At 57.2% G+C, this 16,256-nt stretch carries 15 protein-coding genes; 1 reads left to right on the plus strand and 14 read right to left on the minus strand.

Annotated features, from left to right (window positions below; genetic code table 11):
* Nucleotides 1-38: 38 nt before the first annotated feature.
* The 14 genes from cpsB to NR795_RS09635 are packed head-to-tail and all read right to left on the minus strand — an operon-like array spanning nucleotide 39 to nucleotide 14,141.
* Nucleotides 39-1,481 carry a mannose-1-phosphate guanyltransferase gene (cpsB, locus tag NR795_RS09570; RefSeq protein ID WP_257758290.1) on the minus strand — a complete coding sequence of 481 codons (1,443 nt, stop codon included), beginning with the start codon at nucleotides 1,479-1,481 and terminating at the stop codon, nucleotides 39-41.
* Nucleotides 1,478-2,701 carry a colanic acid biosynthesis fucosyltransferase WcaI gene (gene wcaI, locus NR795_RS09575; protein ID WP_144817250.1) on the minus strand — a complete coding sequence of 408 codons (1,224 nt, stop codon included), beginning with the start codon at nucleotides 2,699-2,701 and terminating at the stop codon, nucleotides 1,478-1,480. Before wcaI ends, cpsB begins: the two co-directional genes overlap by 4 nt.
* Nucleotides 2,698-3,171, minus strand: a complete 474-nt coding sequence (locus tag NR795_RS09580; protein ID WP_144817249.1) for a GDP-mannose mannosyl hydrolase — start codon at nucleotides 3,169-3,171, stop codon at nucleotides 2,698-2,700. Before NR795_RS09580 ends, wcaI begins: the two co-directional genes overlap by 4 nt.
* A 2-nt stretch (nucleotides 3,172-3,173) precedes the next feature.
* Nucleotides 3,174-4,139 carry a GDP-L-fucose synthase gene (locus NR795_RS09585; RefSeq protein WP_144817248.1) on the minus strand — a complete coding sequence of 322 codons (966 nt, stop codon included), beginning with the start codon at nucleotides 4,137-4,139 and terminating at the stop codon, nucleotides 3,174-3,176.
* A gap of 2 nt (nucleotides 4,140-4,141) precedes the next feature.
* Nucleotides 4,142-5,263, minus strand: a complete 1,122-nt coding sequence (gene gmd, locus NR795_RS09590) for a GDP-mannose 4,6-dehydratase (protein WP_144817247.1) — start codon at nucleotides 5,261-5,263, stop codon at nucleotides 4,142-4,144.
* A gap of 27 nt (nucleotides 5,264-5,290) precedes the next feature.
* Nucleotides 5,291-5,839, minus strand: coding sequence for a colanic acid biosynthesis acetyltransferase WcaF (gene wcaF, locus NR795_RS09595; RefSeq protein WP_144817246.1), 549 nt, complete (start codon nucleotides 5,837-5,839; stop codon nucleotides 5,291-5,293).
* A 15-nt stretch (nucleotides 5,840-5,854) separates the two neighbouring features.
* Entirely contained in the window at nucleotides 5,855-6,601 is a 747-nt protein-coding gene (gene wcaE, locus NR795_RS09600) for a colanic acid biosynthesis glycosyltransferase WcaE (protein WP_144817245.1), read from the minus strand.
* Between the two features lie 12 nt (nucleotides 6,602-6,613).
* Entirely contained in the window at nucleotides 6,614-7,834 is a 1,221-nt protein-coding gene (gene wcaD / locus NR795_RS09605; RefSeq protein ID WP_144817244.1) for a colanic acid polymerase WcaD, read from the minus strand.
* Nucleotides 7,809-9,026: a colanic acid biosynthesis glycosyltransferase WcaC gene (gene wcaC / locus NR795_RS09610; RefSeq protein ID WP_257758037.1), complete on the minus strand. Its 1,218-nt coding sequence runs from the start codon at nucleotides 9,024-9,026 to the stop codon at nucleotides 7,809-7,811. Before wcaC ends, wcaD begins: the two co-directional genes overlap by 26 nt.
* Nucleotides 9,023-9,514 carry a colanic acid biosynthesis acetyltransferase WcaB gene (gene wcaB / locus NR795_RS09615; RefSeq protein ID WP_144817242.1) on the minus strand — a complete coding sequence of 164 codons (492 nt, stop codon included), beginning with the start codon at nucleotides 9,512-9,514 and terminating at the stop codon, nucleotides 9,023-9,025. Before wcaB ends, wcaC begins: the two co-directional genes overlap by 4 nt.
* Nucleotides 9,514-10,359, minus strand: coding sequence for a colanic acid biosynthesis glycosyltransferase WcaA (gene wcaA, locus NR795_RS09620; protein ID WP_144817241.1), 846 nt, complete (start codon nucleotides 10,357-10,359; stop codon nucleotides 9,514-9,516). The genes wcaB and wcaA overlap by 1 nt, the downstream gene beginning before the upstream one ends.
* Before the next feature lie 28 nt (nucleotides 10,360-10,387).
* Nucleotides 10,388-12,550, minus strand: a complete 2,163-nt coding sequence (gene wzc / locus NR795_RS09625) for a tyrosine-protein kinase Wzc (protein WP_144817240.1) — start codon at nucleotides 12,548-12,550, stop codon at nucleotides 10,388-10,390.
* 2 nt (nucleotides 12,551-12,552) lie between these two features.
* On the minus strand, nucleotides 12,553-12,996 hold the full coding sequence (gene wzb / locus NR795_RS09630) for a low molecular weight protein-tyrosine-phosphatase Wzb (protein WP_144817239.1): 444 nt from the start codon (nucleotides 12,994-12,996) through the stop codon (nucleotides 12,553-12,555).
* A gap of 5 nt (nucleotides 12,997-13,001) precedes the next feature.
* On the minus strand, nucleotides 13,002-14,141 hold the full coding sequence (locus NR795_RS09635) for a polysaccharide export protein (protein ID WP_222888285.1): 1,140 nt from the start codon (nucleotides 14,139-14,141) through the stop codon (nucleotides 13,002-13,004).
* 477 nt (nucleotides 14,142-14,618) lie between these two features.
* Here NR795_RS09635 and NR795_RS09640 point away from each other — a divergent pair, with 477 nt between their 5' ends.
* Nucleotides 14,619-16,199: a TerC family protein gene (locus tag NR795_RS09640; RefSeq protein WP_144817237.1), complete on the plus strand. Its 1,581-nt coding sequence runs from the start codon at nucleotides 14,619-14,621 to the stop codon at nucleotides 16,197-16,199.
* The last annotated feature ends 57 nt before the right edge of the window (nucleotides 16,200-16,256 follow it).

The raw sequence follows: 16,256 nt of genomic DNA on the forward strand, positions 1-16,256 counted from the left end.
CCCGGTAAGCGCACGCTGCCGGGCAGAGTTAATGCGTACTAAACTCGCCCGTAGCGGTCTTCGAAGCGCACCACGTCGTCCTCTTCGAGGTAGCCGCCGGAGCGCACCTCAATCAGATCCAGCGGGATCTTGCCGGGGTTCTCCAGGCAGTGGGTCGCGCCAAGGGGGATGTAAACCGACTCGTTCTCACCAATCAGGCGGATTTCGTCGTTGATGGTCACCTTCGCCGTGCCCGCTACCACGATCCAGTGCTCGGCCCGGTGGTGGTGCATCTGCAGGGAGAGTCCCTCCCCCGGCTTGACGGTGATCCGTTTTACCTGGTAACGCTCGCCTGAGTCGATGGAGTCATATTTACCCCACGGACGGTATACCTCGCGGTGGACGTGGTGCTCATGACGACCGTCGGCTTTGATCTGCTCGACGACTTTTTTGACGTCCTGCACCGCGTTGCGGTCGGCGATCAGCACCGCATCTTTGGTCTGGACAATCACCAGATCCTTGACCCCCACGGTGGTGACCAGGCCTGACTCGGCGTAGACATAGCTATTTTCGGTTTTGTGGCTGATGACGTCGCCGTGGTGAACGTTTCCCTCCGGCGTATGGGGGCTGATCTCCCACAGCGAGGACCAGGAGCCGACGTCGCTCCAGCCCGCGTCCATCGGAACCACCACTGCGTCGGCGGTCTTCTCCATCACCGCGTAGTCCACCGACTCTTCCGGGCAGGCGAGGAACGCCTCTTCATCAACGCGGATAAAGTCGAGATCCGGATCAACGGTGCGCATGGCGTTCTCACAGGCTTCGAGAATGTCCGGGCGGAAGCGCTTTAACTCGTCGAGATAGCGCCCGGCGCGGAACAGGAACATGCCGCTGTTCCAGTAGTATTCGCCGCTGGCAACGTAGGCCTGCGCCGTTTCCAGATTGGGTTTTTCGACAAACTGCGCCACTTCGAAGGCAACGGTATCGATCCCGCCCTGACTGACCTCGCCACGACGAATGTAGCCGTAGCCGGTCTCGGGCAGATCCGGCACGATGCCGAAGGTCACCAGCTTGCCGCTTTCGGCATAGGGCATTGCCGCGCGCACCGCCTCGCGGAAGGACTCTTCCTGCTGGATCACGTGATCGGCAGCGAGTACCAGCAGAAGCGGATCCGCATCAGGGCTGTTGCGCTTAGCGGCCAGCGCCGCGAGGGCGATGGCAGGCGCGGTGTTGCGTCCCGCCGGCTCAAGAATGATGTTTTCGGTCAGCTTATCAAGCTGACGCAGCTGCTCGGCAACGATAAAGCGGTGCTCTTCATTGCAGATCACTACCGGGCTTTCGCACTCGACGCCGTTCAGACGGTTAATCGTCGCCTGTAACATCGTCAGCTCGCCCTTCAGGCAGAGAAACTGTTTGGGGTAAAGCACGCGGGAGAGCGGCCACAGGCGGCTACCCGTGCCACCAGCCATGACTACCGGAAAAAGGGTGGTTTGCTTCATGATTATCCCTGGATATCGGCAATAAATTGGCTCAACACGCTCTCTTTTTCGAGCGTGCGTTCGGCATATTCACGTGCCACCGTGTTGTTTTTAGGCAGGGCTAACGCCTGCGCGATCCCGCTCACCAGCGCATCCACCGACTCCGGCTCGACGCACACGGCAATGCCGGGAAAGGCGGTGCAGAGCTGGCCCAGCTCGGTATCCGCTTCCGCGGTGATCACCGCGTTCCCGCCCACCGCCAGAATGTTAGTGAGCTTGGAGGGCAGTACCGCATCCGCCGCGCCGCGCTTCTGGATCACCAGATGGCAGTCGCCCATTTTCAACAGCGCCGGCAGCGCCTCGTAGGGCTGCAGCGGGAAGAATTTGACGTTGTCCAGCCCGCGCTCGGCGGCCAGTTTTTCCAGCCGGGCCTTGCCGCCGCCCTGGCCGACAATCACAAACAGCCACGGCTCGGCGCGCAGGCGCGCTGCCGCCTCAATAACGCTCTCCAGACCCTGCTTCTCGCCGATGTTGCCGGAGTAGAGAATGATGCGTTTGTCGTCCGGCAGGCCGAGCGAGGCACGCAGCTGAGCAACCTCGCTCTCGCTGACATCGCGAAAGCGCGCCACTTCTGACCAGTTCGGGAAGAAGATAACCCGCTCTTCGGCCACGCCCTTCTCCCGGGCTTTGTTCATCATCGAACGGGAGATAGTGGAGACGTTATCTACCCCAAGCAGACCGCTGCGCTCAAAGGCGCTGGCCAGCTTCGCGACCTTACCGCCCTTGCCGTTGCCCGCCATTCCGAGGCCGAGCATGGCGTCTACCTCATAGTCCTGAATGTGCAGCAGCGTGCGTGCCCCGGAGAGCTTCGCCAGCAGGCGCATCCCCGGCGTACAGAACAGGGTCGGCACGACGCCGATGATGCGATCCGGCTTCCAGCGGCGCTGGGCCAGCAGCGGGAAAAAGCTGCTGAGAGCAAAGCTGCCGAGGTGAACCAGCCGCTTCAGGGTCGAAGGCTGCTTTGGCACATACAGCGGACAGCGCCAGACGGTCGCCGCCCCCTCTTCCCGACGATAGCGCCAGGCCGAGTAGCGTTCGCCCACCTTCCACTCTGGGTAGTAAGGCGGTGCGGTGATGACCCGCACGTCATGGCCCTGACGGGCCATCCACTCCACCATCTCACCGGTGTACTTGCCGATGCCGGTAAGCTCCGGCGAGTAGTTAATGCCGTACACAAGGATCTTCATATGCCAACCGCCTGACCCTTATCCATAAAGTATGCCCGGCTGTTGTCGTGCACGTTCTCGTCGGCGATCAGCGCCTCTGGCGTCAGCCAGCGGTACGCTTCATGCTGCGCATCCGGCAGGGCCAGATCCGCCTGATTGACCTTCAGGCGGAAGCCGAGCACGATGTAGTGGGTGCTGAAGTCGCTCCCGGAGAAGTTGTCGTCATAGAAGTGCTGCCAGACGCCGTAAAACTCCCCCGCCGTCAGCGGCAGACGCACGCCAAGCTCGGCCAGGGTCAGGCGCTCAAACGCCTGGGCCAGCGGCTCATCTTTCTGCACGCGCCCGCCGGGCACAAACCAGAAGCCCTGCGCAGGACGGTTAGTGCGCTTGCCGAGCAGAAACTCGCCGCGCGCGTTCTCCACGATCAGATCGATGGAGATTAACGGCGTGGAACGCACCACGGTGGCAAAATCTTCCTGACTTAAAAACATGCCTACCCCCGGAACCGGTGCTGGTTTTCAAGGAACCACTGGTAGGTGCTTGCCAGCCCCTGCTCCAGCGAGATCTCATGACGCCAGCCCAGGGCGTGCAGGCGCGACACGTCCAGCAGCTTGCGCGGCGTGCCGTCGGGTTTGGTGGCGTCAAACACCACCCGCCCCTTGAAGCCCGTGACCTGAGCAAGGGTCTGCGCCAGCTCGCGAATGGTGCAGTCAACCCCAGTACCGACGTTGATGTGTGACAGCATCGGCTCGGTGTTCTCCAGCCACACCTCGCGATCCAGCTCCATCACGTGGATGCTGGCCGCAGCCATATCATCGACGTGCAGGAACTCGCGCATCGGCGTGCCGCTGCCCCACACCACCACGTCAGTGGCGTTCTGCTCGGCCGCCTCATGAAAGCGTCGCAGCAGCGCCGGGATGACGTGGGAGTTGCTCGGGTGGAAGTTGTCGTGCGGACCATACAGGTTGGTCGGCATCACCGAGCGGTAGTCTCGGCCATGCTGACGGTTGTAGGATTCACACAGCTTGATCCCGGCAATTTTAGCAATAGCGTACGGCTCGTTAGTGGCTTCCAGCGTCCCCTGCAGCAGCTCGCTCTCGGCGATCGGCTGGGTGGCCATCTTCGGATAGATACAGGAGGAGCCGAGGAACAGCAGCTTGTTCACGCCGTGCGTGTGCGCAGCGTGAATGATGTTGCTCTCGATCATCATGTTTTCGTAGATGAAGTCAGCCGGATACGTATTGTTCGCCACAATACCGCCCACCTTCGCCGCCGCCAGGTAGACCTGATCGATCCGCTGGTCGGCAAAAAAGGCGTCGACGGCAGCCGCATCCAGCAGGTTCAGCTCATCACGGGTGCGCAGGATCAGCTCCACGTTACCGCGCTGCTCCAGCTGGCGCACGATAGCTGACCCCACCATGCCGCGATGGCCAGCTACAAAGATACGTTGTTTACTCATGCTCAGGACTCCAGCGCGATGGCAACCTCGTAGCCGTGGGACTTCAGCAGCGAGTGCTTCTTAGCGGCTTCCAGATCCTTGGCGACCATCTCAGAGACCATCTCCTGCAGGGTGGTTTCCGGTTTCCAGCCCAGCTTCTCGTGCGCCTTGGTCGGATCGCCGAGCAGGGTTTCAACTTCTGCCGGACGGAAGTAGCGCGGATCGACGGCAACAATCACATCGCCCGCCTTCACGCCCGGCGCGTCATGGCCGGTGACCGAAACAACAATGCCCTTCTCGTCTACGCCGGTGCCTTCAAAGCGCAGCTTGATGCCCAGCTGTGCTGCCGCCATCTCAACGAACTGGCGAACCGAGTACTGCACGCCGGTAGCGATAACGAAATCTTCCGGGTGATCCTGCTGCAGCATCATCCACTGCATTTTCACGTAGTCTTTGGCATGGCCCCAGTCACGCAGGGAGTCCATGTTGCCGAGATAGAGGCAGGATTCGAGGCCCTGGGCAATGTTGGCAATGCCGCGGGTGATTTTACGGGTCACGAAGGTCTCGCCGCGGCGCGGGGATTCGTGGTTGAACAGAATGCCGTTGCAGGCGTACATGCCGTAGGATTCACGGTAGTTAACGGTGATCCAGTAGGCGTACAGTTTGGCAACCGCATACGGTGAGCGCGGGTAGAACGGCGTGGTCTCTTTCTGCGGGGTTTCCTGCACCAGACCATACAGCTCAGAGGTGGACGCCTGGTAGAAGCGGGTCTTCTTCTCAAGGCCGAGGAAGCGGATCGCCTCCAGCAGACGCAGGGTGCCCATGCCGTCAACGTCGGCGGTATATTCCGGCGACTCAAAGGAGACTGCTACGTGGCTCATCGCCCCCAGGTTGTAGACTTCGTCCGGCTGCACTTCCTGCAGGATACGGGTCAGGTTGGAGCTGTCGGTCAGATCGCCATAGTGCAGATGGAATTTCGGGTTGGTGGCGTGCGGATCCTGGTAGATGTGATCCACGCGTTCAGTGTTAAACGAGGAGGCGCGACGCTTGATGCCGTGAACCTCATAGCCTTTCTCCAGCAGCAGCTCTGCCAGATAAGAGCCATCCTGCCCGGTAACGCCGGTGATGAGAGCGACTTTAGACATAATTTTATTCTCCAGACTTATCAGAAATTATTCAGTTTCTACGCGTTCGCGTATCACCACTGCGGGATTGCCACGGCAGATGGCGTTGGCCGGTAGCGATTTAAAAACGCTGCTCCGCGCCCCTACCACCGTGCCGCTGCCAATCGTGACCCCTGGGGCAACGAAGACATCCGTTGCCAGCCAGCACTTCTCGCCAATCACGATAGGCGACGCGTTAATATCAAAATGCGCGCTTAAATAGTCGTGACTGCCGGTACACAAATAACACTTTTGTGACACTACCGAATTCGCGCCGAGGGTAATCTCGCCCAGCGTATATAAAACGGCCTCGTCCCCTACCCAGCTATGGTCTCCGAGGGTTAATTTCCACGGATAGGTAATTTTTACCGATGGTCGGATCACTACGTTTTTTCCGATTTTTGCGCCAAACAGACGCAATAAAAAAGCACGCCAGCGATACATAACCTGCGGTGACCAGGCAAATAAGGTTGCCTGCACCGCCCACCACAGCTGAACTTTAATCGCACTCGCCCCTCGGAACCCTTTCGGTACCGAGAATCCTTTTAGATCCTGCATGGTTATCCCTTATATTTAGGCTTTGTGATATAAGGCTTTTGTCTTTCCGGTGGTACGCACGCGTAAGAAATAAGAGAGCTGCGCCCAGAAGCCGGGCACGCGCAATATTTTACGCTGGACTTTTCGCGCATCGTCGCAGAGCTCAAGATTATTCGAGGTTGAGACGCCGCCCATAGAAAACTCTGATACCAGGCCCTTAATGCGTTTAAAGGGGTAGCCCGCTTTAAACATTCTGGCGGCCAACGCATAATCCGATGACACTTTATATTGCAGATCGTAGGGATAGGTTTTTAACCCGCTCACCGGGAAAAAGATCGCCTGATGGCTCGCCGGCAGGCTGTGATAAATATACCAGCCGTGCTTGGCGCTGCGGCGTATCTTGGTGCCGTCGCCGAAATCCAGCAGCGCGTCGCCAATGTACATCGCCTTTTCGCGCTCGTCCGCCAGCTGGCGAACCACGTCGGCAACGTCCTCATGGAAAATATCGCCCGAGTTAAGGAACAGGGCAAAGCGCCCTTCAGCCAGCGCAACGCCCTTGTTCATGGCGTCATAGATGCCGTTATCTTTCTCGCTAACGAAGCGTAAGTTGTATTCACCGTTGAGATTTTCTAAAAACTCACGGGTGCCGTCGTTAGAGCCGCCGTCCACCACAATCCACTCAAAGGTAATGTCCTTTGCCCGTGCCAGGTGGGCCAGTGAGGCATGCGTTTTCACCACGCCCGCATAGTTACGGAAGGCAACGGTAATGACACTGAGCAGCATGTTTTCACCTCATCAGGATTGAGTAATATTAAGCGCCTTGCGCAAAATAAACGGGCAAACGATCAAAAATGCGTATTCCGGGCTAAAAATCGAACCGGTAAAAAAGAGTGACACCGGCATAAATAGATAAAGCTGAACACGATAATTCTGATTATTACCAAATGCGTTGACCATCATTTTTAAGACTTTACTCATGTACCAAAGGGTCAGCACTACAGCGCACCAGGAAAAATAAATAATCAACAGATACAGGCCATTGTCTATTGTTTTTCCGACGTCCGCACCGTTAAAGATTCCGAATGATGCAACATATTCATAAAGCGATCCAAAACGTACCGCGCCATCGATATTGGTTAATGCGCTGCCGACCATCGCCAGCGGACCGATGATTCGATAATAGGAAGAGGAGCCTTCCGTACCGAGATCGCCGAGTCGTTCGGAAATATACGGAAATGCAAACACGATACCGACCATAAAAACGGCTAACGATATTATTGCCAACGGCAGTTTTTTCTTAATCGCCTCTTTATTCAGATACTGAAACGCCCACTCCAGCAAATAAAAGAGAATAAAGGTCATTACGCCAGAGAAAGATCCTGAGAGAACTATCCCTGCCAGAATCATACCATCAGTTTTAGGGGTCTTGATACCAAACTGTTTGATGCTGAGCCAAATTGAGATTAATGCCAGAGCGAAGAAGGCCGGTTCAAAATAGAGCGCCGTGGTTCGCTTTCCGCCGAACTTGATAAAATTCAAAACGTAGCTGTTGGAGTAGATCAAATATTTCGATATGGTTTCCATCAGGCTGCTGCCGCCGGAGAGAATAATCTGCGCCATCTCCATCGCCGCCAGGGTCACGATCAGCCCCACTACCATGTAGAAGAAGCGCAGGATCTTGCGGTAGTTGTGGGGCGAGACGACCTTAAAGCGAATGCTCCACACCATCCCGATAATAATGACGATGTTGATAAACAGCAGCGTAGAGGTCGCGTACTTGCTGGCGTTAAACGACCGTCCGAACAGGTAGTTAAAGACGGTCAGACCGGCACCTATCCCCAGCGCGATCAGCAGCTTCTTAACGCTGATCTTATCGACGAAGAGCAGCAGCAGCACCGGTAAAAAGGTGACGATAGTAATGGGGAAGCTCTCCCCCAGCTGAGCGATTTTAACGTTGACCAGCAGATAGGTCAGCGGCAGCAGCAGATAGCTACAGACTCTGATAGAACGCGACATACTCCTCCAGCATCTGCTCTCCGCTATAGGCCTGACGGCTGCGCGCCCTAAACGCCGCCAGCGAGGTGCCAAACACCGCCTCGGCAATCTCCGCTTTTGGCCGCTGGACCAGATCCAGCACCTCACTCTCGCTAAAGGTGGTGCCGCCGGATTTGCGCAGCACCTCGTGCGCCGCGTCGCTGTGGGTCGCAATTACCGGCACGCCAATCGACAGCGCCTCGCACAGGATCAACGGATAGTTATCGACCCGGGAGCTAAACACCAGGGCATCCATCTGGTTAAGCTCGCTCATCAGCTGGCGCTTGTTGGTTAAAAAACCGTGGTTGATGACGTTCTCGCCAGCAAAGGGAGAGAACTTGCCGAAGGTGTGCAGCTCAATGCCGCTGCCAAGGGCCATCATTTTTTGTACCAGCGCCTGATTAGTTTTACCGTCATAGCGCAGGTCGTGGGCGACAACGGCTATTTTAGGTGCGCCCTGGCTGGGCTCTACCAACGGCAGCTCGGCGAGGATCGCCTCGGTGGCGACATCGATACCGTTGTTAACAATCTTGCAGCGATCCGCGCCGTAGATGCTGTTGAACGCGTCGGCCACGTGCTGGCTGGGAGAGATAAAGTGACACCCGAGGGCGATCATCTCGTTAAACAGGCGACGTTTGCCTGCCACCAGGCTATGGGCACGATCGATTTTCACCGGCGGATAGTTATCCAGCGTTGGACAGGCCTGACAGTGGTTTTTCCACCCTTCGCAGCCGTCGGTAAATGCACAGCGGCCGGTCACGCTCCAGTGATCGTGCAGCGTCCAGACCAGGGTCACATCACGACGGCTGGCGGTTACCCGCTGACAAAATGCCACCACCGCCTCCAGCTTCAGCCAGTAGCTGTGCATCACGTGAAAGTGCAGCACTACCGGCCCCTCAGTGCGGATCACATCGAGATAGAGGCTGTTGAGATCGCCAAACAGATCGCGGTTAAAGAGACGGAACAGCGCCAGGTTAGCAATCGAGGTCAGGCGCGGCGTGTGCTGGATCACCTCTGGATAGCTGTCATGGCTGACGCTCTTCCTGCCGCCTTTGCCGTAGCCGTAGACAAAGCGCGAACGCATACCCTGCTGTAAAGCGCGCTGATGCAGGTCAAGGGCCACGCCTGCTGCGCCCCCTTCGGCGAGGCGCACGTTAAACTGTAAGATATTCATTGTCTCACCTTCACCCGGGCTTTCTCTCCTGTCACCAGCGCGTTGTCCGGGATGCTGTCCAGCACCACGCTACCTGCCCCGATGGTGACGCCGTTGCCAATGGTGATATCACCAATGATGACCACGTTTGCTCCCAGCTCCACGCCGTTACCAATCACCGGGCAGGCCAGACTGTCACCGCCTCGGTTGCCAATGGTGACGCCGTGACGAATGGTGAAGTCATCCCCGGCCACAACGTTTTTATTGATCACCACGGCATAGCCGTGATGAATGGTAAAGCGCCGTCCAATGGTGGCTGCGGCCTGGATCTCATAGCCAAACAGGCACTCGGTGATAAAGCGGTAGAGCAGCAGCACCGGCGCGGCCCAGATGTTGTTAATGACGTTTTTTTTGCGCCACACCGAGCAAAAATGCGCGATACGGTAGGCCATGACCATGCAGCAGGGGCGCAGGCTCCAGTGGTTTGCGCGAAAATCTTCCAGGCGCATTATTTACTCCGTAACCCATAAGCCAGGCGCTTGCCGTTGCGCAGGGAGAACAGGGTCAGCAGCGTGCGCAGGGTCATCCGCTTGTTGCGGATCTGATAGAGCGTAAAGAGCTGGTACTTCTTGCTGGCACGATCGAACTTATCTTTATGCTTGCGATAGAAGTGGAAGTAGCCGGAGAACTTCTTCGGCGAGGTGGTGATCTGCATCTCGCCGTGGTTGATATGCAGGATCTGCGTGGCCTCGTCGACCTTCCACGGCTCGCCATACTCGACCACCATGCGCAGGAAGATGTCGTAGTCCTGAGCCGCCTTCAGATCGACGTCAAACAGGCAGGCCTTGAAGCGCGAGGCCAGGGTAAAGACCTGGTTGCCAATAATGTTGCGCTTGTAGAACAGCGTGCGCGAATAGGGCGACTTCGGGTAGAGCGGCAGGCTGGCCGGCTGGGCGTAGACCTCCCCTTCGCAAACGTAGTCGTTGGCGTAGAGGAAAGCATGGGTCACCAGCTGGTGCTTGTGCGCAAGGAAAACCGACAGGCGGTCCGGCGTCCACTCGTCGTCATCGTCGATACCGGTGATGTAGTGGCCACGCGCCTGTAAAATCGCCTGGTTACGTACCGCACAGGCACCGGAGTTGAACGCGTTACGGACGTAGGTCACGCGCGGATCGTTCAGGTCAGCAACATACTGCTCAAGCTGTTCAAAATTCGATGAGCAGTCGTCGACGACGATCATCTCCCAGTGCGGATAGTCCTGGCGTAAAACCGATTTGATAGCGCGGATCGCCAGCTGCTGACGATTCCATGTCGGCATATAAATCGAGATCGTTGGGTAATTAGCGGTTGTCATTTCTTGTCCCCGAGGTTGCCTAAGATGCTTATTTGGCGTCCGATTTGTATTCGTACTCGTAGTAGCCGTAATCCTGATATCCCGTCGCCCGCCGGAAGATAGAGTTAAGGATCACGCCTTTCACCTGAATGCCGTTCTGCGCAAAGCGGCTCAGGCTGGTCTCCACCTCTTTCAGGGTGTTAACGGCATAGCGCGCCACCATCAGGGTGGTGCCTGCATGCCGTCCGACCACCGCCGCATCGGTCACGGCGAGAATTGGCGGAGTATCGATCAGCACCAGGTCATAGTGGCTGCTGGCCCATGCGATCAGCTGAGCAAAGCGTTCGCTCATCAGCAGCTCGGAAGGGTTAGGCGGCACCTGGCCACGCGGCACCAGATCGAAATGGGTAATGGCGGTCGGCTTAACGCAGGTAGAGAAATCCCCCTTCCCGGCCAGAATGTCCGACAGACCGTTGACGTTATCGGTGCCGAGCAGCTCGTGGGTGTAGCCCTTGCGCATGTCACAGTCGATCATCAGCACGCGCTTGTTGGTCTGGCTGATCACCGCCGCCAGGTTGGCACAGACAAAGGTTTTACCGATTGACGGGCTGACCCCGGTCATCATCAGCACGTTATTGCTGGCCTGCATCATGGCGAAGTGCAGGCTGGTACGCAGGCTGCGGATCGCTTCGATGGCAAGGTCGGTGGGGTTGCCCACGGCCAGCAGCTGGCTCTGTTTGAAGCGCTTGGTACCTTTATGGGTGTTGACGCTGTCACGCGCTTTTTGCCACTCGGAGAGCGGAATGCTGGCGTAGACGCTGATGCCGTTCTCCTCCAGCACCTGCGGGCTTTCGATACCGCGATTGAACAGCGAGCGCAGCAGCACGCCAACAATAGAGAGCATCAGGCCAAGGATAATGCTGCCAAGGATAATCAGCGCCTTTTTCGGCTTCAGCACGCCAGGCTGATCGATAGCCGGATCGACAATGCGAACATCCCCTACCGTACTCGCCTCGGTGATCTTCAGCTCCTGCTGCTTATTCAGCAGCTGCATATAGACCTGCTGACCGGACTCAACGTCACGGGTCAGGCGCACAATTTCCTGCTGGGTTTTTGGCATCGCGGAGACGCGACCGCTGAGGCGATCCTTCTCATCTTCTAACGCGCGGCGTTTCTCCAGCAGCGTGCGGTAGGCCGGGTGCGCTTTGGTATAGAGCTTGGAGATCTCGGCCTCTTTGAACGTCAGCTCGTTGAGCTGGGCATCGATGTTGACCATGGAGTCCAGCACCGCCTTGGCCTCCAGCGGCAGGTCTACCGAATCCTTGTCCTGACGGAAGGCATTGAGCTTGTTCTCCGCCGCATCGAGATTCGCCCGCACTTCCGGGAGCTGTTTCGCAAGGAAGGCCAGGCTTTTAGCCGCCTCTTCCGACTTACGCTCAATGTTTTGCGCCAGATAGTTACGAGTAATGCTGTTGAGAATGGCGCGGATCTGGTTGCGATCCTCACCGGTGTAGCTCAGGCTGAGTACTCCGGTATCTTTACCGTTCTCCGTCACTGACAGGTTGTTTTGCAGATTATTGATAACGCCCAGCGTGGAGAATTTAGATACCGTGAATTCGCTGCCCTCCGCTGCCTGGATAGCGCTGACTTCAAAGGTGACGCCCTCCTTTTGCAGCAGTTTGCCTACCTCACCGCGGGCGCTAAACCCGGCGTCGCTGGTTAGCTGATACTGCTTCGGCCCCAGCACGCTGAGGGTAAAGACCTCTCCGCCTGCGCCCTTGGGCAGCGTAAAGGTAGTGACCTTAACGGTTTCGTTCTGGCGGCCCTGAAGGCGATCCCAGCCTGCGCCAAAAATGGGAAAGGTGTTTTTGGTCACGCCGATATCCAGATCGAGATCGTCAACCGTCTTGCCCAGCACCATCCGCGACTTAATCAGCTGGATCTCGGCATCCGAGGCGGGAGGCTTGTTAGAGAGCGCGCTGTTGAGGTTCTGCACCAGTGAGCCGCCGGTATCCTGCTCAATCTGCACCAGCGCATCAGCGCTGTAGATCGGGGTGGCAAACAGGGTATAGATCGTCGCCGCCAGCGCGAACAGGGCCGTAATGCCCAGCACCCACCAGCGCGCCTCGATAACAGTTCCCACAAGGCGGCCAATATCGATCTCATCACTGCCCGTCTGTGGGGCAGCAGCATGGTGTAATTTTTCTGTCATGGTTATCCCTGCTGAACGTGCAACGCCTGCGCCCACTGGCGGGCCGAGCGATCGAGTAAGGTGTAGACGGCCTCAAAGGCCTCCCGGCTTTTGCGGTAGGGATCGGGGATCTCACGCTCGCCGTCCCAGTGACCGAACAGCATCACCTTGCCGCGCATCTCCGGTGCGATTTCGCACAGCGCGGCGATATGGCGCTTCTCCATCACCAGGATCAGGTCATACTCCCGGCACATCTGCCCGGTGAGCTGGCGCGCGCTGTGTCCGGCCAGCGACAGCTGGTTATCCTGCGCCACGCTGGTCGCGGTGGCGTCCGCACCTTTTCCTACCAGCGCCCCGAGCCCGGCAGACTCCACCGTCAGAGCAGGCTGATAGTGTTTCAGCAGCCGCTCACCCGTTGGAGAGCGGCAGATATTGCCCACGCATACCACTAAAATTTTGTTAAACATGAGCGTTACCAGTTGTGAACGTCGCTGGCGGTGTCGGTCATGTAGCGAACGCCACTGATCGTCGGCAGCAACTGGTTGATAAGACGGTTCCAACGGGTAACCGGCGCGGTGGTGACGTAAACCACGTCGTAAGGCTGAAGCCGGAACTCCGTCGCCATCACCAGCGAGGTAGCATCGGACATATCGAGCTGGTAGATATTGGCCATCTTGCCGCTGCGACCGCCCTCGCCTTTCAGCGGACGGATCACAAAGATACCGCTGGCATCGGAGGCTGTGAGATCCAGACCTTCGGCCTGGCCCAGCGCTTCGGTCAGGGTCATACCGCTGAAGTCCATCTTGAGGGTGCTCTGTTTTTTCACTTCGCCCATCACGAACACTTTCAGATCGTCATTGCGCGGTACAAACAGAATGTCCCCTGGATAGAGCAGTCGGTTCTGGCTGAGGTCGCCGTTCTGCATCAGCGCCTGCAGAGAGATGCGCTGCTCGCGGCCATCATGGGTAAGCACCACGTTGCGCCAGTCGGCGGTATCGGTCAGGCCACCGGCGGCGTTAATCGCATCCAGCACGGTGAGCGGCACGTTAGTAATGGCCTGCTGGCCCGATTTATTAACCTGGCCGGAGATATAGGCTTTCTGCGAGCGGAAAGCGGCGATATTAACGTCCACCTGCGGGTCGGCGATGTACTGCGCTAAACGGCCGGTAATATCACTGCGAATTTCAGCAAGGGTTTTGCCCACTACGTGGACTTTGCCAATATAGGGGTAGAACATGGTGCCGTCGGGCTGCACCCAGTTACCGGCGTCGCTGGAGCTGCGGTACTGCCCGGCAGGGGTGGTGAGCTCCGGGTGATCCCAGACGGTGACGCTGAGGACGTCACCCGGTCCTACGCGATACTGGTAGCTGGAGATCTCCTGGTCCAGCGACATATTGGGCTGCGCAACGGTGGGACGGGGTCGAAGCTGTTCTACCAGTCGGGGAGTCAAAGGATAAACATTTACCATGCGGTCAAGATCGAAGTCAGCATCTTGCTGTTTAATCACATCCTTACCCATTGTGGTCATATTGCTTCCGGGGAACACCGTGCAACCACTCATCAAGGCCACAGATACCAATAATGGCATCAATTTCATTTTGGATTTCATCATTGATTATTTATCACTTTGGCAGAGTAATTATCCTGTGCAATTTAATTAGCGCTGCTTTCGCCGCACATTTAACAGAATGCATTTAATTACTGTTAAATATAACTGGCATCAGTCCTAAAAAGCGCCTGGTCAAATGCAGCCGATTGATAGCATGAGCGAAGGTGATTAATACCCCTTATGATCCAGAGACATAACGTTTAACCACGGGCGGACAACGCCGGGCAGGACATCGGCAAAATAGTTTAGTAAAGTAGCGCGTTAACGCTGGAAGAATTGTTGCAGCTAAAGGAATTACAGGCAAGGCTCCACTTTGTCTGATGCCAGTTTTTAAGAATAAGATTAAGTCGCTATTTTTGCGCTTTTAGGAATTACTTCATATTGACAAAAAAAATAGACACATTTACATCTGCGATATATCCTAAATTCCATTCCCGCTGAGTCGGGTAGTTATTTTTTCTGGAGGATGAAAAACGTATTATGGAATGGATTGCCGATCCATCAATCTGGGCCGGGCTGCTGACGCTGGTCGTGCTTGAGCTGGTCTTAGGCATTGATAACCTGGTGTTTATCGCCATCCTGGCCGAGAAGCTGCCCCCTGCACAGCGCGACCGGGCGCGGGTCACCGGTCTTGTGCTGGCGATGCTGATGCGCCTGCTGCTGCTGGCCTCTATCTCCTGGCTGGTAACGCTCACCACCCCCCTTTTCTCACTGCGCGGCTTCAGCTTTAGCGCGCGAGATCTGATCATGCTGTTTGGTGGCCTGTTCCTGCTCTTTAAGGCCACGGTCGAACTCAACGAGCGGTTAGAGGGTAAAGACAGCGACAACCCGACCCAACAGCGCGGGGCGAAATTCTGGCCGGTGGTGGCGCAGATTGTCGTGCTGGATGCGGTCTTCTCGCTGGACTCGGTGATCACCGCCGTAGGGATGGTCGATCATCTGCCCGTGATGATGGCGGCGGTAGTGATTGCCATTGCGCTGATGCTGCTGGCCAGCAAGGCCCTGACGCGCTTTGTGAACAGCCACCCTACTATCGTGATCCTCTGCCTCAGCTTCCTGCTGATGATCGGCTTTAGCCTGATTGCCGACGGCTTCGGGTTCCACATTCCGAAAGGCTATCTGTATGCGGCCATTGGCTTCTCGGTGATCATTGAGGCCCTTAACCAGCTGGCGATCTTCAACCGCCGCCGTTTTCTCTCTGCTAACCAGACGCTGCGCCAGCGCACCACCGATGCGGTAATGCGCCTGCTGAGCAATAAGAAAGAGGATGCCGAGCTGGACGTGGAGACCTCGTCTCTGCTGGTGGATCACGACGATAGCCAGATCTTCAACACCCAGGAGCGCCTGATGATCGAGCGGGTGTTGAACCTTAACCAGCGCAGCGTCAGCAGCATCATGACCTCGCGCCATGACATCGAGTATATCGATCTCAGCGCCCCGGAAGAGGAGATCCGTGCCCTGCTGGACAAAAACCAGCATACCCGCATGGTGGTCACCGGCGGCGACGAGCATGAGGATCTGCTGGGCGTGGTGCACATTCTCGATCTGCTTCACCAGTCGCTGCGCGGCGATCCGCTCAACATCAACGTGCTGATCCGCCAGCCGCTGGTCTTTCCCGAGGGGCTGCCGCTGTTGCAGGCTCTGGAGCAGTTTCGTAACGCGCGCACGCACTTTGCCTTTGTGGTCGATGAGTTCGGCTCCATCGAGGGGATCGTGACCCTTAGCGACGTGATGGAGACCATCGCTGGCAACCTGCCGAACGAGGTAGAGGAGATTGACGCCCGCCACGATATCCAGAAAAACGCCGACGGCAGCTGGACGGCAAACGGTCATATGCCGCTGGAAGATCTGGTGCACTATGTGCCGCTACCGCTGGACGAGAAGCGGGAGTATCACACCATCGCAGGCCTGCTGATGGAGTACCTGCAGCGTATTCCTAAAGTCGGGGAGGAGGTGCAGGTGGGTGATTATCTGCTGAAAACGCTTCAGGTAGAGAGCCATCGCGTACAGAAGGTACAGATTGTGCCGCTGGAGACAGAAGACGCGGACTACGAGGTGTAACGCCGCGCAGAGTGGTCAATGCCCGGTGGCGCTACGCTTACCGGGCCTACAAACCAC

The sequence above is a fragment of the Pseudescherichia sp. L3 genome (genome assembly GCF_024656065.1).
Lineage (GTDB): Bacteria > Pseudomonadota > Gammaproteobacteria > Enterobacterales > Enterobacteriaceae > Pseudescherichia.

Bases quoted from the DNA above. Each gene is read 5' to 3' on its own strand.
- wcaI (WP_144817250.1), bottom strand. From the start codon at position 2,701: ATGAAGATCCTTGTGTACGGCATTAACTACTCGCCGGAGCTTACCGGC.
- NR795_RS09580 (WP_144817249.1), bottom strand. From the start codon at position 3,171: ATGTTTTTAAGTCAGGAAGATTTTGCCACCGTGGTGCGTTCCACGCCG.
- NR795_RS09585 (WP_144817248.1), bottom strand. From the start codon at position 4,139: ATGAGTAAACAACGTATCTTTGTAGCTGGCCATCGCGGCATGGTGGGG.
- gmd (WP_144817247.1), bottom strand. From the start codon at position 5,263: ATGTCTAAAGTCGCTCTCATCACCGGCGTTACCGGGCAGGATGGCTCT.
- wcaF (WP_144817246.1), bottom strand. From the start codon at position 5,839: ATGCAGGATCTAAAAGGATTCTCGGTACCGAAAGGGTTCCGAGGGGCG.
- wcaE (WP_144817245.1), bottom strand. From the start codon at position 6,601: ATGCTGCTCAGTGTCATTACCGTTGCCTTCCGTAACTATGCGGGCGTG.
- wcaD (WP_144817244.1), bottom strand. From the start codon at position 7,834: ATGTCGCGTTCTATCAGAGTCTGTAGCTATCTGCTGCTGCCGCTGACC.
- wcaC (WP_257758037.1), bottom strand. From the start codon at position 9,026: ATGAATATCTTACAGTTTAACGTGCGCCTCGCCGAAGGGGGCGCAGCA.
- wcaB (WP_144817242.1), bottom strand. From the start codon at position 9,514: ATGCGCCTGGAAGATTTTCGCGCAAACCACTGGAGCCTGCGCCCCTGC.
- wcaA (WP_144817241.1), bottom strand. From the start codon at position 10,359: ATGACAACCGCTAATTACCCAACGATCTCGATTTATATGCCGACATGG.
- wzc (WP_144817240.1), bottom strand. From the start codon at position 12,550: ATGACAGAAAAATTACACCATGCTGCTGCCCCACAGACGGGCAGTGAT.
- wzb (WP_144817239.1), bottom strand. From the start codon at position 12,996: ATGTTTAACAAAATTTTAGTGGTATGCGTGGGCAATATCTGCCGCTCT.
- NR795_RS09635 (WP_222888285.1), bottom strand. From the start codon at position 14,141: ATGATGAAATCCAAAATGAAATTGATGCCATTATTGGTATCTGTGGCC.
- NR795_RS09640 (WP_144817237.1), top strand. From the start codon at position 14,619: ATGGAATGGATTGCCGATCCATCAATCTGGGCCGGGCTGCTGACGCTG.